General features: G+C 69.5%; 21 protein-coding genes. 8 read left to right on the top strand and 13 right to left on the bottom strand.

Annotation, left to right across the window (positions count from 1 at the left end):
* Nucleotides 1-3: 3 nt before the first annotated feature.
* Nucleotides 4-1,260: an exo-beta-N-acetylmuramidase NamZ family protein gene (locus ACFO8M_RS08560; RefSeq protein WP_387973325.1), complete on the top strand. Its 1,257-nt coding sequence runs from the start codon at nt 4-6 to the stop codon at nt 1,258-1,260.
* 26 nt (nt 1,261-1,286) lie between these two features.
* Nucleotides 1,287-3,044 carry a serine hydrolase gene (locus ACFO8M_RS08565; protein WP_387973328.1) on the top strand — a complete coding sequence of 586 codons (1,758 nt, stop codon included), beginning with the start codon at nt 1,287-1,289 and terminating at the stop codon, nt 3,042-3,044.
* On the opposite strand, the gene ACFO8M_RS08570 is transcribed toward ACFO8M_RS08565, so the two are convergent.
* Complete coding sequence (locus ACFO8M_RS08570; protein ID WP_387973331.1) at nt 3,041-4,042, bottom strand: SDR family oxidoreductase; 1,002 nt, start codon at nt 4,040-4,042, stop codon at nt 3,041-3,043. The genes ACFO8M_RS08565 and ACFO8M_RS08570 overlap by 4 nt on opposite strands.
* A 53-nt stretch (nt 4,043-4,095) precedes the next feature.
* The gene (locus ACFO8M_RS08575) at nt 4,096-4,272 is read right to left on the bottom strand and encodes a hypothetical protein (RefSeq protein ID WP_387973333.1); all 177 of its coding nucleotides are present in this window, start codon (nt 4,270-4,272) and stop codon (nt 4,096-4,098) included.
* A 107-nt stretch (nt 4,273-4,379) separates the two neighbouring features.
* On the opposite strand from ACFO8M_RS08575, the gene ACFO8M_RS08580 reads away from it, so the two are divergent.
* From ACFO8M_RS08580 to ACFO8M_RS08590, 3 genes are all read left to right on the top strand, one after another.
* Nucleotides 4,380-5,027 (top strand): hypothetical protein, encoded by a 648-nt coding sequence (locus ACFO8M_RS08580; protein ID WP_387973336.1) that lies wholly within the window; start codon nt 4,380-4,382, stop codon nt 5,025-5,027.
* 157 nt (nt 5,028-5,184) lie between these two features.
* On the top strand, nt 5,185-6,642 hold the full coding sequence (locus ACFO8M_RS08585) for a glycoside hydrolase (RefSeq protein WP_387973339.1): 1,458 nt from the start codon (nt 5,185-5,187) through the stop codon (nt 6,640-6,642).
* Nucleotides 6,643-6,960: 318 nt separating this feature from the next.
* Nucleotides 6,961-7,428, top strand: coding sequence for an excalibur calcium-binding domain-containing protein (locus tag ACFO8M_RS08590; protein ID WP_387973342.1), 468 nt, complete (start codon nt 6,961-6,963; stop codon nt 7,426-7,428).
* Nucleotides 7,429-7,549: 121 nt separating this feature from the next.
* On the opposite strand, the gene ACFO8M_RS08595 is transcribed toward ACFO8M_RS08590, so the two are convergent.
* From ACFO8M_RS08595 to ACFO8M_RS08645, 11 genes are all read right to left on the bottom strand, one after another.
* Nucleotides 7,550-7,954: a DUF7144 family membrane protein gene (locus tag ACFO8M_RS08595; RefSeq protein ID WP_387973345.1), complete on the bottom strand. Its 405-nt coding sequence runs from the start codon at nt 7,952-7,954 to the stop codon at nt 7,550-7,552.
* A 135-nt stretch (nt 7,955-8,089) separates the two neighbouring features.
* Nucleotides 8,090-9,175 carry a cellulose binding domain-containing protein gene (locus ACFO8M_RS08600; RefSeq protein WP_387973348.1) on the bottom strand — a complete coding sequence of 362 codons (1,086 nt, stop codon included), beginning with the start codon at nt 9,173-9,175 and terminating at the stop codon, nt 8,090-8,092.
* 120 nt (nt 9,176-9,295) lie between these two features.
* Nucleotides 9,296-9,967 (bottom strand): GntR family transcriptional regulator, encoded by a 672-nt coding sequence (locus ACFO8M_RS08605; RefSeq protein ID WP_387973351.1) that lies wholly within the window; start codon nt 9,965-9,967, stop codon nt 9,296-9,298.
* On the bottom strand, nt 9,964-12,384 hold the full coding sequence (locus ACFO8M_RS08610) for a beta-L-arabinofuranosidase domain-containing protein (protein ID WP_387973353.1): 2,421 nt from the start codon (nt 12,382-12,384) through the stop codon (nt 9,964-9,966). The genes ACFO8M_RS08605 and ACFO8M_RS08610 overlap by 4 nt, the downstream gene beginning before the upstream one ends.
* Nucleotides 12,381-13,811 (bottom strand): aminopeptidase P family protein, encoded by a 1,431-nt coding sequence (locus ACFO8M_RS08615; protein WP_387973356.1) that lies wholly within the window; start codon nt 13,809-13,811, stop codon nt 12,381-12,383. Before ACFO8M_RS08615 ends, ACFO8M_RS08610 begins: the two co-directional genes overlap by 4 nt.
* Nucleotides 13,808-15,100, bottom strand: a complete 1,293-nt coding sequence (locus ACFO8M_RS08620; protein ID WP_387973359.1) for an alpha/beta fold hydrolase — start codon at nt 15,098-15,100, stop codon at nt 13,808-13,810. Before ACFO8M_RS08620 ends, ACFO8M_RS08615 begins: the two co-directional genes overlap by 4 nt.
* The gene (locus tag ACFO8M_RS08625) at nt 15,097-16,005 is read right to left on the bottom strand and encodes an ATP-binding cassette domain-containing protein (RefSeq protein ID WP_387973362.1); all 909 of its coding nucleotides are present in this window, start codon (nt 16,003-16,005) and stop codon (nt 15,097-15,099) included. The genes ACFO8M_RS08620 and ACFO8M_RS08625 overlap by 4 nt, the downstream gene beginning before the upstream one ends.
* The gene (locus ACFO8M_RS08630; protein WP_387973365.1) at nt 16,002-16,847 is read right to left on the bottom strand and encodes an ABC transporter ATP-binding protein; all 846 of its coding nucleotides are present in this window, start codon (nt 16,845-16,847) and stop codon (nt 16,002-16,004) included. The genes ACFO8M_RS08625 and ACFO8M_RS08630 overlap by 4 nt, the downstream gene beginning before the upstream one ends.
* Nucleotides 16,844-17,842, bottom strand: coding sequence for an ABC transporter permease (locus ACFO8M_RS08635; RefSeq protein ID WP_387973367.1), 999 nt, complete (start codon nt 17,840-17,842; stop codon nt 16,844-16,846). The genes ACFO8M_RS08630 and ACFO8M_RS08635 overlap by 4 nt, the downstream gene beginning before the upstream one ends.
* Nucleotides 17,839-18,807 (bottom strand): ABC transporter permease, encoded by a 969-nt coding sequence (locus tag ACFO8M_RS08640; RefSeq protein WP_387973370.1) that lies wholly within the window; start codon nt 18,805-18,807, stop codon nt 17,839-17,841. Before ACFO8M_RS08640 ends, ACFO8M_RS08635 begins: the two co-directional genes overlap by 4 nt.
* Nucleotides 18,808-18,812: 5 nt before the next feature.
* Complete coding sequence (locus ACFO8M_RS08645) at nt 18,813-20,504, bottom strand: ABC transporter substrate-binding protein (protein WP_387973373.1); 1,692 nt, start codon at nt 20,502-20,504, stop codon at nt 18,813-18,815.
* A 290-nt stretch (nt 20,505-20,794) separates the two neighbouring features.
* Here ACFO8M_RS08645 and ACFO8M_RS08650 point away from each other — a divergent pair, with 290 nt between their 5' ends.
* The 3 genes from ACFO8M_RS08650 to ACFO8M_RS08660 all read left to right on the top strand — a co-directional run bounded on the left by ACFO8M_RS08650 (nt 20,795) and on the right by ACFO8M_RS08660 (nt 26,859).
* Entirely contained in the window at nt 20,795-22,933 is a 2,139-nt protein-coding gene (locus ACFO8M_RS08650; protein ID WP_387973376.1) for an alpha-galactosidase, read from the top strand.
* A 175-nt stretch (nt 22,934-23,108) separates the two neighbouring features.
* Nucleotides 23,109-24,182 (top strand): LacI family DNA-binding transcriptional regulator, encoded by a 1,074-nt coding sequence (locus ACFO8M_RS08655; protein WP_387973378.1) that lies wholly within the window; start codon nt 23,109-23,111, stop codon nt 24,180-24,182.
* A gap of 91 nt (nt 24,183-24,273) precedes the next feature.
* Entirely contained in the window at nt 24,274-26,859 is a 2,586-nt protein-coding gene (locus tag ACFO8M_RS08660; protein ID WP_387973381.1) for a family 78 glycoside hydrolase catalytic domain, read from the top strand.
* Nucleotides 26,860-26,900 lie beyond the last annotated feature (41 nt).

Here is a 26,900-nt window from a genome sequence, read left to right on the forward strand (position 1 = left end):
CCCATGCAGCGCAGAAGGCTCCTCGGGAGCGCACTGGCCGGAGCGGCACTCGCCACCGCCGCGTCGACCACGGCCGCCGTCCCCGCCCAGGCCCTTGGCAGGCGCGTCGCCACGGGCATCGAAGTCCTCGCCGAGGACGACTTCGCCGAACTCGCCGGCCAGCGCGTCGGGGTGATCTCGAACCCCACCGGCGTGCTCCCGGACCTGAGCCACGAAGTGGACCTCATGCACGGCAGCGGCAAGGTCGACATCGTGGCCGTGTTCGGGCCCGAGCACGGCTTCCGCGGGGTCTCCCAGGCCGGCGAGGGCGAGGACTTCTTCCTCGACCCGAAGACCGGCATCCCGGTCTACAACGCGTACAACAACAAGGACCAGATGGCCGAGCTGCTGGCCGAGGCCGGGGTCGAGACGCTGGTCTTCGACATCCAGGACGTCGGCGCGCGGTTCTACACGTACATCTGGACCATGTACCTCGCTTTGGAGGCGGCCGGGCAGCTCGGGCTGCGGTTCGTGGTGCTCGACCGGCCGAACCCGGTCTCGGGACAGGCCGCGAGCGGGCCGGTGCTGCATCCCGAGCACGCCACGTTCGTGGGCCTCAAGCCGATCGCGCAGCGGCACGGCATGACCGTGGGCGAGCTCGCTTCACTGTTCAACGGCGAGTTCGTCACCACCCCTGCCGATCTCACCGTGGTGAAGATGCGCGGCTGGAAGCGGGACATGTACTTCGAGGAGACGGGCCTGCCGTGGGTGGCGCCCTCCCCCAACATGCCCACTGTGGCGACCGCGGTCGCGTACCCGGGGACCTGCCTGTTCGAGGCCACCGCGCTCTCGGAGGGGCGCGGCACCACCAAGCCGTTCGAACTGCTGGGCGCCCCGGGGATCGACCACACGTGGTCCGAGTCGGTGCAGGGGATCCCGGGGACGCGCTTCCGCGAGGCGTACTTCACGCCGACGTTCTCGAAGTGGGCCGCCAAGGTCTGCGGCGGCGTCGAACTCCAGGTGACCTCGCGCCGGGACTTCGATCCGATCCGGACGGCGCTGGCGATGATCATCGAGCAGCGCCGGGCCTTCCCGCAGTACGGGTGGCGCTCGCAGGACACGACCTCGTTCTGGCTGGACAAACTCACCGGCAACCAGGCGGTCCGCCTGGCGATCGAGGCGGGCGAGGACGTCGATGACGTGACGACGCTGTGGGCCGACGAATTGGATGCGTTTTCCGAGCAAAGAGAATCGTATTTGCTCTATCGCCGCACCGCTTAGTGATGGCACGATAACCAGGAGACACGATGCAGCGTCGAACCATGCTCGGGGGCGCGGCGGGGGCGGCGTTGGCGCTCGCGTTCGCCTCCCGCGCCAACGCCGAGGAGATCCCCTCCATGCCCGAACCAACCGGCCCGCCCACGGCCGGCCCGTACGACGTGACCTTCCCTGAAATACCTGTACAACTGCGTTACGGTTCCTGTGACGACGCTCGGCTCACGGCGGCGCACATCGACCGGATCGCGCCCGGCCTCGAGGCCTTCATGGAGGGTCCGACCCCTTCGTTCCCCGGCTACACCGTGCTCGCGGCGCGTGACGGCGTGGTCGTCGAGCACAAGGCCGGCGGGCACCGGCTGCGCTACTCCGGTTGGGACGAGGCGACGAAGACGGCCGTCGAACTGCCGCAAGGCGAATGGACGCCGGCCGAACCGGACACGGTCTACGACCTGGCCTCGATCTCGAAGCTGTTCACGGCCACCGTGACCGGCGCACTGATGGACGACGGCCTGATCGACCTCAAGGTTCCCGTGATCGAGTACCTGCCCGACTTCGACGCGCTCGACTCCCAGAAGACGCCGATCACCTTGGGGCAGCTCCTGTCTCACACCTCCGGGATGATCGCGTTCATCAACCTGTACAACCTGCCCGACGAGCAGGCCCGGATGGAGGCGATCTACGCGCGGCCGCTGCGGCGCCCGCCAGGGAGCGGCTACGAGTACTCCGACCTCAACCTCATCGTCCTCGGCAAGATCCTCGAAACCGTCACCGAGAAGCCTTTGGACACCCTGGTCACTGAGCTCATCTGTGAACCGCTGGGGCTCAAGGACACCGGGTACAACCCGGCGGACCGCGCCCGCACCGCCGCCACCGAGTACCAGCCGTGGACCGGCCGGGGCATGGTCCACGGCGAGGTCCACGACGAGAACGCGTGGGCCTTCGGCGGCGTCGCCGGGCACGCCGGGGTCTTCGCCACCGCCTGGGACCTCGCGGTCTTCGGCCAGATGATCCTCAACGGCGGCCGTTACGGGAGCGCCGAGATCCTCACCGAGAACACCGCGCGGCTCATCTTCACCGACATGAACGCCGGGATGGGCGACAGCGCCGCGCGCGGCCTCGGCTGGCAGCTCGGCCAGCGCTGGTACATGGACGCGATGAGCTCACCGGTCACGGTGGGCCACACCGGGTACACCGGTACCTCGATCGTGCTCGACCCACTCGCGGGGACCCTGCTCGTGCTGCTCACCAACCGCGTCCATCCGACCCGGAACTGGGGCACGGCCAGCGCGTACCGGCGGGCGGCGAGCCGGCCGATGGGCCGGGCGGTGCCTGTGAAGCCGCTCGGGAGGCCCTGGTCCGGCAGGAGCGCTTGGTATGCGGGGCAGGCGGATGCGGCCACCGCGACGCTGACGGGGACGCTGCCGCGCGCGGTCTCGGGCGCCGCGGTCTCGTTCGCGCTGTGGTACGACACCGAGGCGACCGACGTGGCGGTCCTGGAGGCGAGTGCTGACGGTTCGACCTGGGCGCCTGTGGAACTGGACCTGCGCACCGAGGACCACTGCTGGCGGACCGCGGGCGCGTTCTCGGGTTATTCGGGGCGGCAGTGGATCGAGGCGAGCGGGGCGCTGCCGGACGGCACGACGCGGGTGCGTTGGCGGTACACGAGCGACCCGGCGTATCAGGGCCGCGGCGTGTACGTCGACAAGGTCAGGGTGCGCGAGGGCCGTGCCCTCCTGTGCGAGGACGCGGACCTCGAGCCCGACGGCTGGGAGCTCGTGGGCGACTAGGGCATCGGGCGCGGCGCGTAGGTCTCGGCGAGCCAGTCCATCACCTTGTCGGCTTCGGCGTCGACGGTCTGGTGGTCGGGGTGGGCGTCGTACCATTCGATGACCTCGCGGGCGCCGAGCCGGTACGGGGTGGCGCCGAGACCGAACTCGGGGACGAGGCGCTTGACCTTGCTGTTGTCGAAGACCATCGCGTGGGCCTTGTCGCCGAGGAGGCCTGCGCCCCAGCGGGGGTCGGCGGCGGCGATGGCGTCGCTGGCGACGTGGACGAGGTCCGGGTCGACGCCGGCGGCTTCGGCGACCCAGCCGAAGATCTGGTTCCAGGTGGGGGCCTCGTCGCCGGTGATGTGGAAGGCCTCGCCGATCGCGTCGGCCTTGCCGAGGAGCCCGGTGAAGCCGACGGCGAAGTCGCGGGCGTGCGTGATGGTCCACAGTGACGTGCCGTCGCCGTGGACGATGACGGGCTTGCCCGCGCGCATGCGCTCCACGACGGTCCAGCCGCCGTCGAAGGGCAGCATCGTCTCGTCGTAGGTGTGCGAGGGCCGGATGATCGTGGCGGGGAAGTCGTCCTCGCGGTAGGCCTTGACGAGGAGTTCCTCGCAGGCGATCTTGTCGCGCGAGTACTGCCAGAACGGGTTCTTCAGGGGCGTCGACTCGGTGACGGGCAGGTGCGAGGGCGGGGTCTGGTAGGCGCTGGCGGAGCTGATGAACAGGTACTGGTCGGTGAGGCCGGTGAACAGGTCGATGTCGCGGCGGACCTGGTCGGGGGTGAAGTTGACCCAGTTGACGACGGCGTCGAAGGTGCGGTCGCCGAGGGCCTCGCGCACCGAGGCCGGGTCGTTCGCGTCGCCGGTGAGGATGGCGACTTCGGGCGGGAGGGTGCGCTCACCGGTCCTGCCGCGGTTGAGCACCGTGACATCCATGCCCTGGCGTACGGCCTCGCGCACGCAGGAGGTGGAGATCCGGCCGGTACCGCCGATGAACAGCACACTGACACTCATATGAGGCCCTTTCGGCTCTGGTTGTGACCACGAACGGCCCCACCCTACCCGCGTCAGCGTCGGCGGCGACGGGTCCGCCGGAACGAGCGGTGCTCCCCGCTCAGCAGGGCACCGACGACGAATCCGACCACGCCGAGCACGATGACCATGAGTACGGCCATCGTGTCGCCCACGACGATCGCCAAGGCCACCAGCATCCCGGCGAGCAGTCCTACGTATGACGCGCGCATGGCGTCTCCTCTCTCAGGGCCGCTCGGTTCGAGGCCCGCTCCACTGTGGGTACCCGCGGCAAGGCGCTTGAACCGCATGACGGGCGGGGGTCCGGGACACTTGGACGATGAGCTCCATCCACGCCCAGAACGCCCCCTGGGGGCGGCCGGTCATCGACGATCTCCCCTTGCCGCCGTTTGCGACAGCCGCGGACCACGACCGGTTCACCAGGCTGCTGCGCCTGCACGTCGCGCTCGTGGACGACGGAGTGCCATCCCTCTCCTCCAAGATCCTCAGCGGCGCACTGGAACCGCACGGCGCCCGTTCGACACAGCTGACACCGCTGGAGCTCCAGGTGGCGATGGCGACCTTCTTCCCGGCCCCGTGGACGCCGGAGACGTTCGCCGAAGTCATCGCCGCGACACCGCGGGACGCGCCGCGGGCGATGGCGGACGGCCGGTGGAACTGGATGTACGACCCGGACTTCACCGCAACCCCGCGCAGTCCGCACGGCTGGGAGATCGAGCGCCATGAACGGGGCGCCCGCCGGATCGAGATGGTCCTGGAGCACGACGGCGACCTGGTGCTGCTGTGGATGTACCACTTCACGAGCCGCCATCCGTATCCGTACGGCTGGCGGGTCGAGGAGGCCGACCTCGCCGCCGTCGCCGCGGCGGCCCGAGCGACCCGCAAGGTCCACAACAGGGACGCCGCCCTCCCCTACCTCGCCGATTGGCGCACCGAACGCGAAGCGGCCCTGGAAGACCCTGCCTGAAGGTGTCCGCGTCGAGCTGCCTCGGCAATCAAATCATATCTACGCCTGTCGATATTACGACCCATTGACGCCACTTCTTCTCATGCTTAATAGAAGGAGTTGACTTTCTCGATACCAGCTGCGATGATCGCCTCCACCGCTCACTTCTGGAGGCTCCATGCGTCGCCGTTCACTCTTCACCGCCGCCGGCGTCGGCGCGCTGGGCTCGGGGGCCGTCGCCTCCGCCGCCCAGGCCGACTACACGACCACGGTCAACCCCGGCACCAGCTGGGGCACCTGGGAAGGCTGGGGCACCTCGCTCGCCTGGTGGGGCCGGGCCTTCGGGAACCGGAACGACCTGGCCGACATCATGTTCACCAGGAACTCCGTGTCCTTCGGCGGCACCACCTTGCCCGGCCTGGGCATGAACATCGTGCGCTACAACGCGGGCGCGTGCTCGTGGAACTCGATCGACGGCGAGTCCATGGTCGTCTCGCCGAACATGATGCGCTCGCGCCAGATCGACGGCTACTGGAAGGACTGGAACTCCAGCGACCCGGCCTCCTCCAGTTGGGACTGGTTCGTCGACAGCGCCCAGCGCAACCTCATGTGGAAGGCCCGCGACCGCGGCGCCAACATCTTCGAGCTGTTCTCGAACTCGCCGATGTGGTGGATGTGCGTGAACCACAACCCCTCCGGCGGCGCGGACGGCAACGCCGACAACCTCCAGTCGTGGAACCGGCAGCAGCACGCCGTCTACATGGCCACCATCGCCAAGTACGCGCACGACAACTGGGGCGTCGACTTCGACTACGTCGACCCGTTCAACGAGCCGATCGCGAACTGGTGGACGGCCACCGGCACGCAGGAGGGCTGCCACTTCAACGTGTCGACACAGTCGATCGTCATCGACCACCTGCGCGCCGAACTGGACGCGCGCGGGTTGTCATGGCTGCCCATCACGGCCTCCGACGAGTCCCTGTACGACCAGGCCGTGAGCACCTGGAACGGCCTCACCGCCTCCGCCAAGGGCAAGATCACGAAGGTCAACGTCCACGGCTACCAGTACGAGGGCGGCAGGCGCGACTCGGTCTACAGCGCCGTCAGCGCGGCCGGGAAGAAGCTCTGGAACTCCGAGTACGGCGAGAACGACGCCACCGGGATGCGCCTGGCGCGCAACCTGAACCTCGACTTCCGCTGGCTGCACCCGACCGCTTGGTGCTACTGGCAGGTGCTCGACGGCGGCGGCTGGGGCATCATCGACGCCAACAACGAGACCGGCTCGCTCGGCTCGGCGAACACCAAGTACTTCGTGTACGCCCAGTACGCGCGCCACATCCGGCCCGGCATGCGGATCATCGACGGCGGCGAGGCGAACACCGTCGCCGCCTACGACGCGGCCGCGCGGCGGCTCGTGCTCGTCACGACCAACTACGGTACGGCCCAGACGATCACGTACGACCTCTCGCGCTTCGCCACGGTCCCCAATGGAACGGTCACCCGCTGGTCGACCCAGACCGGCGGCTCCGAGCGGTACGCGCGGTTCACCGACACGCAGGTCGCGTCCAAGCGCTTCAGCCGCGCGTTCCCGGCGAACACGGTGCAGACCTTCGAGATCGAGGGCGTCGTGCTCTAGATTCGCTTTCCGACCGGCGCGCCCTTTGGCTGTTTTCGGCATCGTCGTCCCGTGCCGAATGCAATCGGAAGGCGCGCCGTCATCCGTCGTGACCAGGGACTTCGGGCATCGATTCCGGATCTTGAGTGCTCGGCTCAAGCCGCCGACCTATCCTGTCGAAGGAGGATCCCGCAGGGGTCGTCGAATAGCACGAAAGCGATGCTATTGGAGGTAGTGATGCGATCACCGTCCTCGCCGTCAGTCCACAACGGATGGCACGAAGAGCACTCTCACCGAAAGAGCCCATTGCCTCGGCTGCTGCTCGAAGCAGCGGGGGTCATGACGCTCGTCCTGGGCGTCATCGCGACTTCGCCCGCAGGCGGAGAACGAACGCAAGAGCACGAAGTCACCCATGACTTCGAACTGGTCGACATGGAGCCGCTCGACACGGGCGACGACGAAGCGATGATGGAGGAGTCGGACGACGGCACCTCGGCCGAAACGCAGACGGAGGAGACCGACACCGAGGAATCGGAGGAGCCCTTCGAGAACTGCGACGAGGCCCGCGCCGAGGGCCAGGCACCCGTCGACGAGAACCACCCGAGGTTCGGCGAACACCTGGACGCCGACAACGACGGCACCGGCTGCGAGCCCTGGTCCGGATCTTCGCAGGCGCCGGCGCAGGGCTCTGAGTACCAGAACTGCGCCGAGGCTCGCGCTGACGGGGCGACTGACATCCCGGCAAGCGAACCTGAGTACGCCGAGCACCTGGACCGCGACAAGGACGGAGTCGCTTGCGAAAGCTAGCGACTCTGCCGCGAAACAGCAGCGCCGCTCGCCCAACGGGCGAGCGGCGCCAAGCGTGGGGTGGGTCCCCGGACACGGCGAACGGGACGGCCGTTCGGCCGTCCCGTCGCGGTGCGTCGTCCTAGCGGTACTCGACCTCCGTAGGCCTCGGGGCGACCGCCATGGCCCAGATGCTGAAGACCGCCAGCGCGATGATCAGCAGCGACCAGAACGGGTAGAACGGCAGGTACAGGAAGTTGTTGATGAGCACCAGGCACGCCAGCGTGATGCCGAGGACGCGCGCCCAGGTGGCCCCGCTGAACAGCGCGAAGCCCACGAGCGCCGTGATCACGCCGAGGATGAGGTGCACCCAGCCCCAGGCGGTGGTGTCGATGTTGACCACGTAGTCCTGCACCTCGGCGTAGAACTCGTCGGTGGCGATCCCGAAGATCCCCTCGATCGCCTGCCAAACGCCGATCATGATCATGCTGGCCGCGGCGAACACCATGCCGCTGGCGGCCCAGGCTGCCTTCGATTCCCCGTCCATCTCGACCTCCTAAAGCAGGAAATGACCTCACGGTAAGCCTGATGCAGCCCTTGTCCAGGCGGAACGCAGAAGTTTCGGTTGAAATGCGCCGCCGAGCGCCGTTTGCGGCGCCCGGCGGTCAGGACAGGCACTCAATCAGGAGAGGATCGGGTCGAGGGCCTCGAACCAGTTGGCGGCGAGCTTCACGTACCCGTCCTCGTCGGGGTGGACGCCGTCGTAGGTGTCGACGGCGGGGTCGAAACCGGTCCATTGGTCGACCACGATGAGCGGGGATTCGGCCGTGGTCTGCCCGGCGGCCCAGGCCGGGATCTGGGCGTTGAAGTCGATCGCCCGCTGCGGGCAGTCGGCGCAGTTGTCCGGTTCCAGCGGGATGATCTGGGCGACCAGGATGACCGCGTCCGGGTTGAGTTCGCGCAGGTCGGCGACGATCTGGGTGTAGGCGGCGAGGATCTGCGCGGGCGGGATCGACGACCAGACGTCGTTGGTGGCGAAGTGCATCATCAGCACGTCTGGGGTGTTCTGCTCGAGCCAGCCGCGGACGCTGCCGTTCGCGACCGACTGCGTGACCTGGAAGCCGCCGTGGCCTTCGTGGTCGGGGTCGGAGCCGGTCGGGTTGCAGGCCTGGGAGAGGGAGCCGACGAAGTCGACTTCGTGGCCGGCCTTGTCGAGGAGGTCCCACAGGTTGCCGCGCCAGCAGCCGGGGCTGCCGGTGATGGAGTCGCCGAGCGGCATGATCGTGACCGCCTCGCCGGGCGGGTCCTCGGTCGGCGTCTCGGTCGGATCGGTGGGCGGGTCGGTCGGGTCGACCTGGCCGTCGCACAGGTCGCCGTTCACGGTGATCGCGCTCGGCGCGGCGGGGCTGCCGGAGCCGATGAACCCGAAGACCTCGCGGGTCTGACCGGAGGCGATGGCGGCGTTCCAGCCGACGTCCGCGCCGGTGAAACCGGTGCCGCTCTGGCTCCAGTCGACGTTCCAGGCGCTGGAGACCTGGGTGCCTGCCGGGAAGTCCCAGGTCACTTCCCAACCGTCGATGGGTTCGGCGGCGGTGATCGCGACGTTCGCCTGGAAACCGCTGCCCCAATTGCTGACGACGCGGTAGTCGACCTCGCAGCCGTCTTCAGCCTGGGCTTGGTTCGCGGTGGCGACCGTCAGCGCCCCGGCGCCGAGGGCCGCGACCGCCGCGGTGGTGAGGGCCAGCCGCCTGCTTCGTTTGCTTCGCATATCGCAACGTCCTTTCGGGAGCGCTCCCGAACGATCGTAGCGATATTTAATTTACGTAGTCAAGTATATGAATGCGTCGTTCTCTCGGGAGTTCCTGCCGGACCACCGGATCGGCCGCCGTCAGCGCGGTTTCGGCTCCTCGGCCCTGCCCGCCCACCAGCCGATGGCGTGGCGGATGTGTTGGCGCATCAGGGTCTCCGCGGCGTCCGCGTCGCCCTCGGCGAGATGGTCGAGGAGGTGGTGGTGCTCGTCTGCCGAGAGGTGCAGCCTGCTCGACTCGACCATCGAGACGAGCCCGACGAGGCGGGTGCGCTCGCGCAGGTCCGCGATCGTCTCGACGAGCACCTCGTTGCCGAGCAGCGCGGTCAGTTCGAGGTGGAAGCGCTGGTCGGCGAGGAGATAGGACGGAAGGTCGCCCGAGCGGGCCCCGGCGACGATCGCGTCGGCCTGGGCGCGGAAGTCCGCCAGGCGATCGGCCGGGAACTCCCCCGCGAGACGGGCCATGGCGGGCGGTTCGAGCAGCAGCCGGATCTCGACGATGTCGTGGAGCAGCGCGTCGCTGACCGCCGTGACCCGGAAGCCCTTGTTGCGCACCGTCTCCACGAAACCGCGCTTCTCGAGGTCGAGCATCGCCTCCCGCACCGGGGTCGCCGACACCGCGAACTGCTCGGCGGTCCTCGGCACGGTGAGGAGGGTGCCCGGCGCGAGTTCGCCGGAGATGATCGCGAGGGACAGCATGCGGCCCACGCGCACGCGGAGGCTCTCGCCCGGTTCCAGCCGCCGGGAAGTCACCGCGGGCCGTCCTTCCCGGGGATCACGAGTCGCCGCCGCGGCTCCTCGTTGCCCGCGCGGTCGGTCGCGGCGTACTCGATCACCTGCGGTTCGGGGCCGATGGCGCGCACGAAGGCCTCCTGGAAGGTCCCCCAGAACGTGCCCGGGCCCTCCCATTGGACGCGCTCGACACCGGAGACCTCGTCGGTCGCATGGAGGGTGATCTCCCAGCTCGATCCGAGTTCCTTCACCGTGGCACGGGATCGCGGCGGGGTCGTGTCGACGCTGATCTCGCGGCCGGTCGTGCCGGTGCGGCCGTCGGCGTCGGTCACGCGGGCTTCGATGCGTTGCACGCCTTCGGTTTCGACGAGCACGGGTGCGGTGTACGGCTGCCAGTCGCCGCCGGAGATCCGCAGTTCCAGGCGGAGCCTGTCGCCCGTGTCGGCGGACGCGTCGGCTTCGAGGGCGTGGAGGCGGATCGTGGGGGCGGTCGTGTACCAGCCTGACGGCGACGGTTCTTCGAGGATCTCGATGGCGACGGCAGGTTTGCCGGACTCGACCGCGCCGAACGCGATCTCGGCGTCGTGGGAGCGGACGTACATGTGGTACTTCGTGTCCTGGCCCGACCAGCAGGGCTCGAACTCGATGCCGTCGAGCGTCACGACGCCGCTCTGGGCCAGGTCGGCGAGCAGTTCGGTTGCCGTGGTGTCCGTGATGAGGCCGCCGTCAGCTTCTTGGCGGCCCGCGAGCGGGAATGGGAGCGAGGTGGTCAGCTCCGAGCGCGCCAGGAGCAGCGTCGGGCCGAGGAAGATCGCGCACTGGCGCGGGTCGTCGATTGCCGGTTCGGCGCGGAGCCGGGCGGGGGTGGTGAGGTGGAGTTCGTCGCCCGAACGCCAAGTGCGCGTGAGGGACACGTACTGGCCAGGGATCGGTTTCGCTTCGGTCGGTTCGCCGTTGAGGCGCAGTTCGAGGTCGCCTGCGGCCCAGGTGGGGACGCGGAGGTGGACTGTGCGCTCCTCGGTCGCGATGCCTTCGAAGGCGAGCGTGATGCTTTCACCCAGTGGGTAGCCCGAGCGCAGCCGGACGCGGAGCCCGGCTTCCTCCCAGTCGAGTTCGGAGTCGATCGGCAGGTTCACGTAGAGGTCGTCCTGCCCGTGGAAGTAGATCGTGTCCTGGTACTTGACGTGGTTCTCCAGGCCGGTGCCGCCGCAGCAGGTGCCCACGTTGTCATACTCGCGGAACGCACCCGGGTGGACCGGGAACATGTACGTGACCTCGGGGCTCGTATCGGAGCGCACGGCGCGGCGCGAGCCGAGGACGTGGTTGAGGACCGTGCGCTCGTAGTAGTCCATATAGGTTGGATCGAGGGTGTGCGCGAAGAGCTTGCGCGCGAGTTTCAGCAGGTTGTAGCTGGCGCAGGTCTCGGCGTTGCGGTGGCCGACGTCCCCGGCGACTGTGGACGGCGGGCCCCACAGCTCGCTCTCGCCGGTGCCGCCGTGCGCGTACATGCGGCCAGGCACGATCTGGTCCCAGATGCCCTTCGCCGCTTCGAGGTAGCGCGCCTCGCCGGTCTGCTCGTACTCGTCGACATAGCCGATCAGCTGGGGCAGATGCTGATTGGCGTGCATGTCCGTGAGGATGTCGGTGCCCGAAGCGCCCGCTTCGAGCACGCTCTCCTGGTCGAAGAACGACGCGGTCTCCAGGAACCGCGGTTCCTCGGCGGCGGCGCTGAGCCGGGCCAGGGTCTCGTTCATGCCGCCGAACTCGCCCGCGATGTAGAGCGACCACATGCGTTGGCGGCGTTCGGGATCGAGCCGGACGAGGCGGCGGTGGACCCAGCGGCCCATGGCGTTGGCGAGGCCGAGAGCCTGTTCGTTCCCGACGAGTTCGTATGCGTCGAGGAGCCCGGCCATGAGCTTGTGGCAGGTGTAGTAGGGCGCCCAGATCTCACCGTAGGGCGCGCAGTCCTCCAGCCGGGAGAACTGCCACTCGCCGTATGCGGCGAGGAAGCCGTAGTGGGAGTAGCGGCCCGTGGCGGCCAGCGCGTCCCGGATCTCGACGAGCCCGGCCACAAGTTCATCCACTTTGGATTGCAGTGCGGGGTCGTCCTCGCCCGCGGCGGCCATGGCGAGCATCGACAGGAAGTGCCCGGCGTAGTGGCCGCGGAGGAGGTTGGCGGTGGGGGCGTGCTCGCGGCCCGGGTAGTCCGCCTCGCTCCAAGCGCGCTCGTCGGGATGGCCGAAGTCCTCCCAGTTGCCGGGTGGGATCGCGCCGCGGGTGTCGAGTCCGGCGTTGCGGCGGAAGACCGCGAGCAGGCGGTCGACGGGGTAGACGCGGGCGAGGTGCAGCATCTCGTCGCGGGCGCGCGCGAAGACGCTCGCGTCGTCCACGCGGACCGCGCCGAGTGTGAAGGGCCGCAATCGGGGGCGTTGGGTCATGGGGCCTCCCGGAGGCGGGCCTGGGTCCAGGCCTCGATGCCGGCCGCGTCGATCGGGAGCGCGTCGGAGAGCACTTCGGCGCCGGTCTCGGTGACGAGCAGGTCGTCTTCGAGGCGTACGCCGATGCCGCGCAGTTCGGGCGGCAGCGTGAGGTCGTTGGCGTGGAAGTAGATCCCGGGTTCGACGGTCATGACCACGCCGGGTTCGAGGTCGGCGTCCATGTACTCCTCGTATTCGGCGTGCGAGCAGTCGTGCACGTCGAGGCCGAGGTGGTGGCCGATGCCGCAGGCGAGGTAGCGGCGGTGGTACTGGCCTTCAGGGGAGAGGGATTCATCGACGGAGACGGGGAGGAGGCCCCAGTCGTGGAGGCCCTGCGCGACGACCTCCATTGCGGCGAAGTGGAAGTCGAGGTACTTCGTGCCGGGGCGGACGTGCGCCATGCCGGCGCGGTGGGCTTTCTCGACGAGGTCGTGGATCTCGCGCTGCTGCGCGCTGAAGGTGCCGCTCGCGGGGAGGGTCCGGGTGACGTCGGCCGTGTAGAGGCTGTCTGCCTCCACGCCCATGTCGAGGAGGAGCGTCGCGTCGGGCAGCACGGGTCCGTCACAGCGGGTCCAGTGGAGGATGGGCGCGTGGGAGCCGGAGCCGACGATCGTGGTGTAGCCGACGCCGTTGCCGTGCGTGCGGGCGTGGCGGTCGAAGGTGCCTTGGAGCCAGCGCTCGCCGAGGCCGTCGCGGATCGCGCGCGGGATCTCGCGGGCGACTTCGGCGAAGCCCGCGACGGTGGTGTCGACGGCGAGGCGCATCTGCTCGATCTCCCACGCGTCCTTGACCATGCGGAGGACGGAGAGGTGGCGGTCGAGGAGTGTCGAGGTTTCGAGGTCGTGGTCGGCCGCGAAGTTCGGGTTCACCGTCTGGATCGTGAGCGCGCCTTTGAGGTTCACGTCGTCGAGGGTTTTGAGCGGTTCGACGTCTATCTGGAGCGCCTCGGCCCAGGCGGGCAGGCCGGGTGAGGCGCCGACCCAGAGTTCGCCGTGGTTCATGTCGCGGAAGAAGCCGGTTTCGCCGGGGCGGAACGGCGGGGGCAGGTAGAGGCGGGCGTCGTGGCCGCCGGGGCGCGGGGTCATGACGAGGGCGGCGCCTTCGGCCTGGCAGCCGGTGAGCCACACGAAGTCGCTGTCGGCGCGGAAGGGGTATTCGTTGTCGTCGTTGCGGGTGGGCGCGGTGCCGGAGTGGACGACGACGGTCTCGCCGGGCAGGCGCTCGCTGAGGCGGCGGCGATGTTCGGCGGCGGCCTCGGCCGCGCCCGCGACCGGGTTCGCCGGGACGGGCTCGGTGCCCCAGCCGGTGGCGATGTAGTCGGTGAACGCCTTGAGCTCGGCGATCCTCGGGTAGCGGGTGCCCGCGTACGGGGGCCTTGCGTCGGTCATCGCCGTTCTCCTCCTCGATCGCGGACCATCTCGCGCAGGCGGGCGAAGACCCGCTCGGCGCCGATGCCGTCGTGCTCGTATTCGTTCGTCACCCAGCCTTGGGCGTTGCCGAGGCCGCGCAGGGTGTCCAGTTGCAGTCCGGAGTCGACGAACATGTCGTCGAAGTAGACGGCCGCGGCCACGGGGACCTCGTTGGCCGCCAGGCGTTCGGGGTCGAGGATCGCGCTCCATTCGCGGCGTTCGGCGAGGGCGTGGACGGCGGGGCCGAAGCCGCGCAGGAGCCGCACTTCCTCGAACATCCACGGGAAGGCCATCTCGCCGGTGAACGGGAGCGGTCGTACGTTCTCGTCGAATTCGGGGCGGCGGTCGCGTTCGCGTTGCGCCGCCCAGGCGGTGGGGCCGTTGGGCCCGTCGCCGTAGATCGACTCCTGGAGCGTCCAGAAGAGCGGGTTCCCGGCGGAGGAGGTGCGGGCGAGGACGCCGGCGAGGAAGCCTTCGGAGAGGCGGTCGCCCCTGATGAAGGCGTCCTCGACGAGCCAGTGCATGCGTTCGAAGCCGGGTTTCATGCCGAAGTCGATGCCGAGGGACTGGAAGCGGCGCACAGTGAGCACGTCGCCGTCCGGGAGCAGGACCGGTTCGGCCGCAAGGCGGTCGGCGATGGCGGCGACCTGCTGGACGTCCTGCGGGTACCGGCGGTAGTACTCGGCGGTCTTGGACGCGACGCGGTCGAAGGTGCGGCGGTAGACCTCCTCGGCGCTCATCGGGTTGCCGGGGATGCCGCCGCACACGTAGGCGGCGGCGAGGGCTTCGGGGGCGTGGGAGAGGTAGGCGAGGGTGAGCCAGCCGCCGTAGCTCTGCGCGAGCGTCGCCCACTTTCGTCCGTTGTAGACGGTGGCGCGGACGTGTTCGAGGTCGCGGACGATCGAGTCGGCGCGGAAGTGCGCCAAGTGGTCGGCGCCCGCTTCGGCGTCCAGCTCGGCGATGACCTGCGCATCGAGCGGCGTGCTGCGGCCGGTGCCGCGCTGGTCGACGAGCACGACCCGGTAGTGCTTGAGGGCCTCGGTGATCCAGCCGCTCGCCTCCAGCGGGCGGGGGTTCGCCCCGCCCGGCCCGCCCTGCAGATAGGTCACGAGCGGCAGGTCGTCGCCGCGCTTGTCGGGGTCGACGAGTTCGCGGACGAAGACCTCGATCTCGCCGGCGTCCGGGTGCCACCAGTCCAGCGGGACGGGAACGCGGCGCTCGCGCACCCACATGCCCGGCATCGAGTACTCCGCGGTCGGCTCATTCACAGTTCGGTGCCCTCTCGTTCGCGGCGGGCCTGTTCGTTCCGCCTTCTCGCCGCATCCCACTCGGGACGGATGCGCGGGACCGCGGCGAGGAGCTTCTTCGTGTAGTCGTCTTGGGGCGCACCGAACACGGAGTCGCGGTCGCCCGTCTCGACGATACGGCCGCCGTTCATCACCGCCACCCGGGTGGCGATCTGCCGCACCACCGCGAGGTCGTGCGCGATGAAGAGGTAGCTGAAGCCCTCCTCGTCCTGGAGGCGGCGGAGCAGGTTGATGACCTGCGCCTGCACCGAGACGTCGAGGGCCGACACGGCTTCGTCGGCGATGATCAGCTTGGGCGACACCGCGAGTGCGCGCGCGATGCCGATGCGCTGGGCCTGCCCGCCCGAGAACTGAGCGGGGAACCGGGTCGCGTGGTCGGGGTCGAGGCCGACGCGGTCGAGCAGCGCTCTGGTGAAGGCGCGCGCGCCGCCGGGAATCGGGCGGCGCTGGTAGGCCAGCGGCGCGGTGACGATCCGCTCCACGGTGTGCTTGGGGTTGAGCGAGGAGTACGGGTCCTGGAAGACCATCTGCACTTCGCTGCGGAACGAGTGCAGGCCCTTTCCGGTTAGCGCGTGCACTTCACGGCCGTCGAACTCGATCGTGCCGCTGGTGGTGTCGATGAGCCGCGCGATCAGGCGGGCGGTGGTGGACTTGCCCGAGCCCGATTCGCCGACGAGCGCGAGGGTCTCGCCCTTGCGCACTTCGAGTGAGACGTCGTCGACCGCGCGGAACCTCCCGGAGCGGCCGAGGAGGCCGTTGCCGGAGACGGTGAACTCCTTGACCAGGTTGCGGGCGCGCAGCAGGGTCTCGGGTGCCGCGGTCTCGCTCGGCGCGACCTGGCGCGGCACGGCTTCGCTGGTGGTCATCGGCCCTCCTCGGCGTTCGACATGGTGCGCAGCAGCCCGATCTCGTCGTCGATGCGGGGCACGGCGTCCAGGAGCATCCGCGTGTACGGCGCCTGCGGGTCGGTGAAGATCCGCTCGGCCGGGCCCTGTTCGACGAGGTCGCCGTCGCGCATGACGACGATGTGGTCGGTGACCTCGCTGACGACCGCGAGGTCGTGCGTGATGAGGATGAGCCCCGCCCCGGTGTCGGCCCGGATCTCGGCCAGCAGGTCGAGGATCTGAGCCTGAACGGTGACGTCGAGCGCGGTGGTCGGCTCGTCGGCGATGATGAGCTCCGGGTCCATGCTGAGGGTCATCGCGATCATGACGCGCTGGCGCATGCCGCCGGAGAACTGGTGCGGGTAGTGGTCGACTCTTCTTGCGGCGTCGTTGATGTGGACGCGTTCCATCGCCTCGATCGCGACGGCGCGGGCCTGGCGGCGGGTCACGCCGGTGCGGTGCGAGCGGTAGGCCTCCGCGATCTGGGTGCCCACCGTGTAGTACGGATTGAGGGAGGAGAGCGGGTCCTGGAAGATCATCGCGATCCGGTCGCCCCGGTAGGAGCGCATCGCGCGTTCGGGCAGGTCCGTCAGTTCGGTGCCGTCGAACTCGATGGAGCCGGTGCGCTTGGCGCCCTTGGGAAGCAGGCCCATGATCGCGAGGCTCGTCATCGACTTGCCGGAGCCGGACTCCCCGACGATGCCGAGCGCACCGCCGCGGGCCAGGTCGAAGTCGAGCGACTTGACCACCTCGCCGGGCCCTTGCGCGGTCGGGAATCCGACGGTGAGGCCGCGTACCCGGAGCAGTGTGTCCAATGTGCTCATGCCGTGCTCCCCACTCGCACCCGCGGGTCGATGGCCGTGTACAGCAGGTCGACCACCATGTTGCCGACGACGACCAGGAAGGCCGCGAGCAGGGTGACGCCCATGATGACCGGCTGGTCGTTCTTCGTGATCGAGTCGGCGGCCATCTTGCCGATGCCGTTGAGCCCGAACACGGTCTCGGTGATGAGAGCCCCGCCGAGCAGGCCGGCGAAGTCCATGCCGAAGATCGTGACGATCGGCGTCAGCGCCGGGCGGAGCGCGTGCCGCCGCCAGACCAGGCCGGGGCTGAGTCCCTTCGCGCGGGCGGTGCGGACGTAGTCCTCCTGCAGCGTCTCGATCACATTCGCTCGCGTCAGTCTGGTGTAGACGGCCGCCATGCCGATGGCGAGCACGATCCAGGGCATCAGGAAGTTCTGGAACCACTGCAGCGGATCATCGGAGAACGCCACCGCCTGCGGGAACGGGAGCCAGCCGAGGGTGACCACGAGCAGGAACTGGAGCGAGAGCGCCAGCACGTAGTTCGGGATGGACATACCGGTGAGCGTGAGCCCCGCGATGAAGCGGTCGGCGAACTTACCTTCGCGCACGGCGCTGAGCAGGCCCCCGGCGACGCCCGCGAGCAGCCAGAGCACGGCCGCGCCGATGGCCACGGTCGCTGAGACCGGCAGACGCTGCACGATCATGTCGGTGACCGCCTGGCTCGACTGGAACGAGTAGCCCAGGCACGGTGCGGCGCAGTCGATCGCGTTCGGCCCGGTCCCGTAGGTGCGACCGGCGAAGAGCCCTCCGAGGAACGTGCCGAACTGGGTCCAGAACGGCTGGTCGAGACCGAGGTTCGCGCGGATCTGGTCGATCGCCTCCGGCGTGCAGTTCTTGCCGCAGATCTGCACCGCCGGGTCGGGCGAGAGGACGAAGAAGATCAGGAAGGTGAACAGGCACACCAGGAACAGCACGACGATCATGCCGAGCACCCGGTTGGCGACGAAGCGGATCATGCCGTCCCCTCCCCCAGCAGTCTGCGGATGCGGTCACCGAGCACGGTGAACGAGAGCACGAGCAGGAACAGGAACGCCCCCGGGATGAGGAAGTAGGCGGGATCGACGGCGTACCAGGGCACCGAGCTGGCGATCATCTGGCCCCACGAGGGGGTCGGCGGGACGACGCCGACGCCGAGGAACGACAGGCCCGCCTCGGTGCCGACGTAGCCGGGCACCGCCAAGGTGGTCATCACGATGATCGTGGAGGAGAGGTTCGGCAGGATCTCCTTGAAGATGATCTGCGTGCTGGTGGCCCCCGAGGCCTTCGCGGCCTCGACGAACTCTCTCTCCTTGAGCGACATGGTCTGTCCGCGCACGATGCGCGCCAGGTACGGCCAGCCGAAGAACGAGATCACCAGCACCAGCAGGAACTGGCGGTTCTCGGCGGGCAGCGCCGAGAGGACCGCGATCATGAAGATGAGCGCCGGGAAGGCCATGAGGAACTCCATGACGCGAGAGATCACCATGTCGATGCGGCCGCCGAAGTATCCGGCGATGAGGCCGAAGACCACGCCTAGGATGCCCGTCAGCAGCGTCGCCGAGATGGCGATGAGCATCGAGACCCTGGCTCCGTAGACGATGCGCGCGAAGATGTCGCGCCCGTTCCCCGGTTCGACGCCGAACCAGTGGTCGGCACCCATGCCGCCCGCGGCCCCGAGCGGGATGCCGCCCAGGTTCGGGTCGACGGCGCCCTGGTCGAACTCGAGCGGCCCGTAGCCGCTGATCTTGACCAGCAGCGGCGCGGCCACCGCCATCAGGATGACCAGGAGGATGTAGACGCCGCAGGCGACTGCCGCACGGTCGCGGAGGAAGGCGCGGAGGAGGCGTCGCCCCGAAGCGGGCGGCGAGGACGGGACCGGTGCATGTCCCGCCTCGCCGCCGGCTGCGCCTTCGACTTCGAGCTCAGTCGAAGTGTTGGTCATCGGAATCAGCCCTGCGACGGGTCGCTCAGGCCGATGATCGTCAGGTCGGTCATGCTCGTGTTCGGGATGTACCCGGCGATGTTCTCGCCCGGCAGGAACACGCTCGGCTCCTGGAGCAGCGGCGCGATCGGCGCCAGCGCCATGACCTCCTCGTCGAACTCACCCCACTCGGCGTTGGCCGCCTCGAGGTCGGTCATCGCCCGGATCTCGTCGATGCGGGCGTTGATGCCGGGGTCGTTGATCTGCGCGATGTTGGTGTTGCCCTTCTCGGTGATGACGCGGCCGTCGACCAGCGGCGGGACCATGGTGCTGGAACTGGAGGGCCAGTCGGGGCACCACCCGGTGATGGCGGCGTCGTTCATCTGCGAAGGCGTGCCGATGGTCTCGTAGAACGTGGAGGTGTCGATGACGTTCAACTGGACGTCCACATTGATCTTGGCGAGAGCCTGCTGGATGGATTCGGCCTGCGCCTGCATGATCGGCTGCGAGCGGATGTCGAGGACGAACGAGAAGCCGTCCCCGAGGCCCACCGACTCGAGCAGTTCGAGGGCCTTCTCGGGGTCGCCGTTGTTGCCTTCGCTCGGGTAGAGGTCGAAGTCCTTGTGGCCGCTCACCGCGTCGGGAATGATCGTGGTGGCCGGGAGGGCGAGCTGGTTGCCGCCCGAGGCCGTCTGGAGCGAGGTGCGGTCGATGGCGTAGTTCATCGCCTGGCGCACTTCGAGCTTGTCGAACGGGGCCTGGGTGGTGTCCATGCCCATGTAGGTGACGCAGTACGCGTCGGCGCTGATCGCCCGCTCCTGCAGTTCGGGAGTCTGGATGCGCGCCAAGGTGGCGGGCTGGATCTTGCCGGAGATGGCGTTGACGTCGGAGCCCTGCCCGGCGAGGAGGCGCTCGTCGATCGTGGCGCCTTCGAGGCCGATCTCGAATTCCCACGCGTCCGGGTAGGCCTTGCGCACGTCGTCGGTGTCGGCGTCCCAGTGCTCGTTGCGCACCAGCTTGATGGAGCTGCCGGGGGTGTACGAGTCGAGTGTGTAAGGGCCGGAGGCGATGACGTCCTTGATGAACTCGTCGCCCGCGCCGGTGCCGACCGGGAACGGGACCGCGTTCACCTGCGACACGACGTTGTCGAACTCCGGGAAAGGGGCTTTCAGGTGGAAGACGATGGTCCGCTCGTCGGGGGTCTCGATGCCCGGGTGCTCACCGGTGAGGTAGGGGCCCTGGTAGTCCTTTGGGGCCTCGATGGTGTTGCGGAGCCACGGCGAGCCGATGCCGATCTCGGGGTCCCAGGCCCGGGAGATGCCGAATTTCAGTTCCGTGGAGGTGATCGGGTCGCCGTTGTCGAACTTCAGGCCCTCTTTGAGGGTGTAGGTCCAGGTGAGGCCGTCTTCCGAAGGGGTGCCGAGGCCCTCGGCCATGTCGGGTACGACGGCGTTCGGGTCTTCGGCGTCGCCCGCGGCCTGCATGGTGAGGCCGCGGTAGATGAGGCGGTAGAAGGCGTTGACGCCGCCGTCCCAGCCGCGGGCGGGGTCGAGGTAGGAGAAGTCGGCGTTCTGGAGCATGTGGACGGTGCCGCCGGTCTGGGGCGTGCCGTCCGCACCGCCGCCGTCGCCGTCGTCTTGGCCTCCACCGGAACAGGCGGTGAGCAGCAGCGCTGCGGCGGCGAGCGCCGCCGCCGCGCGGGTTGCTTTCTTGATCATGGGGGGATTTCCTATCGGTAGTTCGCGCCGGTCGGCCGTGTCAGGGGGTCGGGGGTGGGCGTCATTGGAACCCGTCTGACCTCCGACCTCGCCTCGCCGCTGTGCAAGGGCAGTCGGATTCGCAGTAACATATCACATATCACATACCATTGGAATGGAGTGAGAATCCGATTTCCTAAACCCGGTTAAGCCCTGTACCGTGCCCTTCGACATGCCGAAATGGGCCACGGTGCCGCCGCAGACGACATCCGAAGCGCCGCAAGCCTTATCCGCACATTCGAAGGAACATCGTGAACAACGGAACCTGGACCCTCCTGCGCCGCGACGGCGTATCGCTCGTCCTTGCCGAGCACGGACCCTCCGGCCTTCCGGCCGTGCTGCACTGGGGCGCCGACCTCGGCCCTCTGGAGGAGTCCGACCTCGACGGCCTCGCCGGCTTGACCGGACGCCAGACCGCGCCCGGCACCCTCGACGCCGCCTGGCGGCTGTCCTTGGCGCCGCAGGAGTCCGAGGGCTGGTCGGGCCGACCGGCACTGCTCGCGACGCGCGACGGGCGCCCGCTCTTCCCGCGCTGGGAAGCGACCGTGGAGCAGACCGGGGATGCGGCCGTCGAAGTCACGGCCGTCGACGCCGCAGCGGGCCTGAGGCTTTGGACCCGGCTGGAGATCGGCGCGGGCGGACTCGTCCTGGTCGACCACGAACTGCGGAACGACGGCGGCGGCACGGTCGAGGTCGCGTGGCTGGAGGCGACCCTCCCCGTGCCCAAGACCGCCGACCACCTCACCTCCTTCACCGGCCGCTGGGCCCGCGAGAAGGCCCCGGCGACGAGCGCGATCCCGCGCGGCAGCACCGTACGCGAATCGCGCCGCGGGCGCGGCGGCCACGACTCGCCGTGGGTCACCTTGGCCTCCAACGGAACCCCGCGCAACCGCACCGGCGAGGTGTGGGCCGTGCACCTCGGCTGGAGCGCCGACGTGCGCCACCGCACCGACCGCGCGACCGACCACGTGACGCTCATCGGCGCGGGCGAACTGCTGCGCCCCAGCGAGATCCGCCTGGAGACCGGCGATTCCTACCGCACGCCGACCGCGTACTTCTCCTGGTCAGGCTCCGGTCTCGACGGCATCGCGGACCGCTTCCACACCTGGATGCGCGAGCGCCCGCAGCACCCGAAGACGGCCCGTCCGCTCGTGCTCAACGTCTGGGAGGCCGTGTACTTCGACCACGACCCCGTCCGCCTGGAAGCGCTGGCGCGCAAGGCGGCCGCGGTCGGCGTCGAGCGGTTCGTGCTCGACGACGGCTGGTTCATGGCCCGCCGGCACGACCGGGCCGGGCTCGGCGACTGGGAGGTCGACCCAGCGGTCTGGCCCGACGGCCTCGAGCCGCTGGCCGATCTCGTCCGGTCCCTCGGCATGCAGTTCGGACTCTGGTTCGAGCCCGAGATGGTGAACCTCGACTCCGATCTCGCCCGCGCGCATCCTGACTGGCTGCTCGCCAACCCCGCGTCCGTGCCCGCGCCGGAAGGGCTCTCGTTCCGCACGCAGTACGTGCTGGACCTGGCGAACCCCGAGGCGTTCGAGCACGTGCGCTCGCAGATGTCCACACTGGTCGAACGACTCGACATCGCCTTCATCAAGTGGGACCACAACCGCGACCTCGTCGAACCGGTCCACGAGGGCGCCCCGGGCACGCACCCGCAGACCCTCGCGGCCTACCGGCTCATCGACCGGCTCAAGGCCGACCACCCGGGCCTGGAGATCGAGTCCTGCTCCTCCGGCGGCGCCCGCACCGACCTCGGCATCCTGGCCCGCACCGACCGGGTCTGGGCCTCCGACTCGAACGATCCCGTCGAGCGCCAGGACATCCAGCGCTGGACCGAACTCGTGCTCCCGCCCGAGCTGATCGGCGCGCACGTCGGCCCCTCCCCCGCCCACTCCTCCGGCCGGACCACGGCGCTCGCCTACCGAATCGCGACCTCCATGCAGGGCTCGGCCGGGTTCGAATGGGACCTGTTGTCCTGCACCGAGGAAGAGACCGAGCAGATCACCGCGTTCGCCGCGCTCTACAAGGAGCTGCGCGGCCTGCTGCACACCGGCACCGTGGTGCACCCGGACGTGATGGACCCGGCGCTGCGCGTGCGCGGGGTCGTCGCGGCCGACCGGTCCCAGGCCGTGTTCACCGTCGCCACGGTCGCGTCGCTCGAAGACGCGCTGCCCGAACGGCTCCGGCTCGACGGCCTCGACCCCGAGCGGCGCTACACGCTGCGGGTGCGAGGCGAGATCGGCTCGGCGAAGCACGGCTGGACGACGCCGCCATGGCTCGGCAAGGACCCGGTCCAGGTCTCTGGACGCGTGCTCGCCGAGGTCGGCCTGCAGCTGCCGGGTCTGTGGCCGGTGCAGGCGGTCATGTTCCACCTGACGGCCGACTGAACCGTCACGGGATCTTCCGCCTGAAGTTCTTCGGGCGCAAGGGGATCGGCTCCTTCACGGGGCCGGTCCCCTTTTCGTCGTCGCCGGACGGCCGGAAATCTCCTCGAATCCGGGTATTGTAGATCGCTCTACAACATGTGTAGATTGATCTCCATCACTCAGCGGGGAGGTACCAATGGCGGCATCGCGCAGCTCAACGGGCTCGGTCACCATCGAGGACGTCGCGCGTGAAGCGGGGGTCTCGCGGGCCGCGGTCTCCAAGGTCATCCGCGACGCCTACGGTGTCAGCCCGGCCATGCGCGAGCGCGTGGCGGCGGCGATCGAGCAGCTCGGCTACCGGCCCAGCGTCTCGGCCCGCGGCATGCGCGGCAAGACGTTCACGCTCGGGATCGAGATCCCCGAACTGTCGAACCCGTTCTTCCCGCTGCTGCTCGCCGGGGCCACGGCCGCGCTCTCCGGCTCCCCATACCAGCTGATCATCGCCCCGGCCGACCCCGCGCACAGCGAGGGCTACCGCGCCATCCAGGCGCTCGTCGACCGGCAGGTGGACGGGGTCATCGCGGTCTCGCCGCTGGTCGAGCCGGCCTGGTTGACCGAACTCGCCGCCACGGTGCCGGTGGTCATGATCGGCCGCCACGACCGGGCCGACGGCTACGACACCGTGGTGAGCGACGACGAGGCCGGCACCCGCCGGCTGATGCGGCACCTGCTCGACCTCGGGCACCGCGACATCGCCCACCTCACCGGCGAATCCGACCGGACCGCACCGGGATCCGGTGTGCCGCAGGCGATCCGGTTGCAGACGTACCGAGCGGTCATGCAGGAGGCCGGCCTCGGCGACCGCGTCAACGTCGCACGCGCCGTGGACGTCGCGACCGGCGCGCACCGGACCGCGCTCCAACTGCTCACCGGCGCCGAGCGGCCGACCGCCGTCTTCGCCTGCCATGACGAACCGGCCCTCGGCGTCCTGCGCGCCGTCGCCGACGCGGGCCTGACGGCCGATGAGGTCTCGGTGGCCGGCTATGACGGCATCGACATCGCCGGGCATCCGGGCATCTCGCTCACCACCGTGCGCCAGGACGGCGAGCGGATGGGCCGCCTCGCCGTCGAGCTGCTGCTCGAACGCATCACCGGGCGCACCGAACCGCGGCACGAAGTGGTCGGACCCGACCTCGTCGTCCGCTCCAGCACCCGGCCGCCGCGTCCCCGCGGCACCGCCACGCGCCTCCAGGCGCTCGGCGACCACTGACCCATCCACACGAGCACAACCGCATAGCGCGATCCCTCAGAAATGAATCGTTCCAATCAGGACGATCGGGCGTCACCAACAGGAGAACCGAATGCACCCATCCGTTCACGGCGTGCGCGCCGAATACCGCACCGACTCGCCGTTCGTCGGCGTGAACCGCCCGCGGCTGTCATGGAAGACCGAGACGACCGCTCCGAACTGGACACAGGCGGGCGCCGACATCGAATGGCGACGCGGCGAAGCGACCGCCGTCGCCCACGTCGACGGGCCCGACTCGGTGTTCGTCGCCTGGCCGTTCGCGTCGTTGCTTCCGCGCGAGCGCGGCAGCGTCCGGGTGCGGGTGCGCGGCGCGGACGACGCGGTCTCGGACTGGAGCGCGCCGCTGGAGATCCGCGCCGGGTTCCTCGGCGAGGGCGAATGGCACGCCAAGTTCCTGACGGTGCCCGAGCCCGCCGACATCGGGCAGCCGGTGCTGCTGCGGCGCGAATTCACTGTGCGCGAAGGGCTTCGGGCCGCGACCCTGTACAGCACCGCGCGCGGGCTCTTCCAGGTCGAGATCAGCGGCGTCGCGGTCGACGAGGAGCGGTTCAAGCCCGGGTGGACGGCGTACAAGAGCCGCCTCGTGCACGAGACGAACGACGTCACGGGGCTCCTGGCGGCGGGCCCGAACGCGATCGGGGCCGCGCTGGCCGGCGGCTGGTACACCGAGAGCTTCGGCTTCCACGGCGAGGCCAGGCCGTTCTACGGCAAGTACCCGAGCTTCGCGGCGCAGCTCGTGCTCGAATACGAGGACGGCGCAACCGAAGTCATCGCCACCGGGGACGGCCGCTGGCGGGCCGCCGCGGACGGGCCGGTGACGGCGAGCGGCATCTACGCCGGGGAGGACCACGACGCGCGGCGCGCGCTGCCGGGCTGGTCGTCACCGGGTTTCGCCGACGCCACCTGGATCGACGCCCGGACCGACGCGGCCAAGGCGATCGTGCCGGTCCCGCGTACAGCGCCGCCGGTGCGGGCCACCGAGGAGCTTCCGGTCGCCGAGGTCATCACCACCCCCAGTGGACGGACGGTGCTCGACTTCGGACAGAACCTCGTGGGGCACCTGCGCATCCGCGTCTCGGGCCGCGAAGGCGACACGGTCGTGCTGCGGCACGCCGAGGTCCTCGAACACGGCGAGCTCGGCGTCCGGCCCTTGCGGCACGCGAAGGCCACCGACCGCTACACCTTGGCGGGCAACGGGAGCGAGACCTGGGAGCCCGCGTTCACCTTCCACGGCTTCCGGTACGCCGAGATCCAGGGCTGGCCCGGCGAATTCGACCCGGCCGACGTCACCGCCGTCGTCGTCCACTCCGACATGGACCGGACCGGCTGGTTCGACTCCTCGCACGCGCAGCTGAACCGGTTGCACGAGAACGTCGTCTGGGGCATGCGCGGCAACTTCCTCTCGATCCCCACCGACTGCCCGCAGCGCGACGAGCGCCTCGGCTGGACCGGCGACATCCAGGTCTTCTCCCCCACCGCCTCATACCTGTTCGACGCGGACGGATTCCTCGCCTCGTGGCTCGAAGACCTCGCGCTCGAGCAGGAAGCGAACAACGGAGTCACATTCGTCGTGCCGAACGTGCTCGAATGGGCGAAGACCCCCGCCGCGGCCTGGGCCGACGCGGCCGCGGTCGTGCCCTCCGTCCTCTATGAGCGCTATGCCGACCGCGGCGTGCTCGAACGGCAGTACCCGAGCATGAAGGGCTGGGTCGACCAGATCGCCGCGCTCGCGGGCGAACGGCGGCTCTGGGAGGGCGGCTTCCAGTTCGGCGACTGGCTCGACCCGAACGCCCCGCCGGACGACCCCTTCCAGGCCAAGACCGACCACGACATCGTCGCCAGCGCCTACCTGTTCCGCTCTTCAAGACTCGTCGCCGGTGCGGCCCGGCTGCTCGGCCTCGACGAGGACGCGAAGCACTACGAGGCCTATGCGGAGGAGGTGCGCGCGGCCTGGCTGCGGGAGTATGCGACCCCGGCCGGGAGGATCGTGTCGGACACGCAGACGGCGTATGCGCTGGCGATCATGTTCGACATCGCTGCGGACGCGGATCTGGTTGCGCGCCTTGGCGGGCGGCTGGCGAAGCTGGTGGAGAAGGCCGATCACCGGATCGGGACCGGGTTCGTGGGCACGCCGCTCATCCAGGACGCGCTCGTGCGGACGGGCCACGCGGACACCGCTCGCGCGCTGCTGCTGCAGACCGGGGTGCCGTCGTGGCTGTATCCGGTCACCATGGGCGCCACGACGATCTGGGAGCGCTGGGACTCCATGCTGGAGGACGGCACGATCAATCCGGGCCAGATGACCTCGTTCAACCACTACGCGTTCGGGGCGATCGCGGACTGGATGCACCGCACGGTCGCGGGGCTCGCGCCGCGCGATCCCGGGTACCGGAGGATCGCGATCGCGCCGGTGCCACTGGCGGGGTTGGACTGGGCGGCGACGGAGCACGAGACGCCGTACGGCCGCGCGACGGTGCGCTGGGAGGCGGACGGCGGTCAGGTCCTCGTGCGGGCGACGGTGCCGCCCAATACGACCGCGCTGGTCGAGCTGCCCGGGCGCGAGCCCGAGGAAGTGGGTTCGGGCGAGCACACGTGGACGATCGCGGACCCGCGTCCCGCCACGGAGCCGAAGGCATAGGGGTCGGGGCCTCGGACCGGTGGGCGGTTCGAGGCTCCGTT

This window comes from Glycomyces rhizosphaerae (assembly GCF_042647865.1).
Taxonomy (GTDB): domain Bacteria; phylum Actinomycetota; class Actinomycetes; order Mycobacteriales; family Micromonosporaceae; genus Glycomyces; species Glycomyces rhizosphaerae.

Excerpts from the sequence above, each read along its gene's own strand:
- ACFO8M_RS08560 (WP_387973325.1), top strand. The coding sequence starts at position 4 with ATGCAGCGCAGAAGGCTCCTCGGGAGCGCACTGGCCGGAGCGGCACTC.
- ACFO8M_RS08565 (WP_387973328.1), top strand. The coding sequence starts at position 1,287 with ATGCAGCGTCGAACCATGCTCGGGGGCGCGGCGGGGGCGGCGTTGGCG.
- ACFO8M_RS08570 (WP_387973331.1), bottom strand. The coding sequence starts at position 4,042 with ATGAGTGTCAGTGTGCTGTTCATCGGCGGTACCGGCCGGATCTCCACC.
- ACFO8M_RS08575 (WP_387973333.1), bottom strand. The coding sequence starts at position 4,272 with ATGCGCGCGTCATACGTAGGACTGCTCGCCGGGATGCTGGTGGCCTTG.
- ACFO8M_RS08580 (WP_387973336.1), top strand. The coding sequence starts at position 4,380 with ATGAGCTCCATCCACGCCCAGAACGCCCCCTGGGGGCGGCCGGTCATC.
- ACFO8M_RS08585 (WP_387973339.1), top strand. The coding sequence starts at position 5,185 with ATGCGTCGCCGTTCACTCTTCACCGCCGCCGGCGTCGGCGCGCTGGGC.
- ACFO8M_RS08590 (WP_387973342.1), top strand. The coding sequence starts at position 6,961 with ATGACGCTCGTCCTGGGCGTCATCGCGACTTCGCCCGCAGGCGGAGAA.
- ACFO8M_RS08595 (WP_387973345.1), bottom strand. The coding sequence starts at position 7,954 with ATGGACGGGGAATCGAAGGCAGCCTGGGCCGCCAGCGGCATGGTGTTC.
- ACFO8M_RS08600 (WP_387973348.1), bottom strand. The coding sequence starts at position 9,175 with ATGCGAAGCAAACGAAGCAGGCGGCTGGCCCTCACCACCGCGGCGGTC.
- ACFO8M_RS08610 (WP_387973353.1), bottom strand. The coding sequence starts at position 12,384 with ATGACCCAACGCCCCCGATTGCGGCCCTTCACACTCGGCGCGGTCCGC.
- ACFO8M_RS08615 (WP_387973356.1), bottom strand. The coding sequence starts at position 13,811 with ATGACCGACGCAAGGCCCCCGTACGCGGGCACCCGCTACCCGAGGATC.
- ACFO8M_RS08625 (WP_387973362.1), bottom strand. The coding sequence starts at position 16,005 with ATGACCACCAGCGAAGCCGTGCCGCGCCAGGTCGCGCCGAGCGAGACC.
- ACFO8M_RS08630 (WP_387973365.1), bottom strand. The coding sequence starts at position 16,847 with ATGAGCACATTGGACACACTGCTCCGGGTACGCGGCCTCACCGTCGGA.
- ACFO8M_RS08635 (WP_387973367.1), bottom strand. The coding sequence starts at position 17,842 with ATGATCCGCTTCGTCGCCAACCGGGTGCTCGGCATGATCGTCGTGCTG.
- ACFO8M_RS08640 (WP_387973370.1), bottom strand. The coding sequence starts at position 18,807 with ATGACCAACACTTCGACTGAGCTCGAAGTCGAAGGCGCAGCCGGCGGC.
- ACFO8M_RS08645 (WP_387973373.1), bottom strand. The coding sequence starts at position 20,504 with ATGATCAAGAAAGCAACCCGCGCGGCGGCGGCGCTCGCCGCCGCAGCG.
- ACFO8M_RS08655 (WP_387973378.1), top strand. The coding sequence starts at position 23,109 with ATGGCGGCATCGCGCAGCTCAACGGGCTCGGTCACCATCGAGGACGTC.
- ACFO8M_RS08660 (WP_387973381.1), top strand. The coding sequence starts at position 24,274 with ATGCACCCATCCGTTCACGGCGTGCGCGCCGAATACCGCACCGACTCG.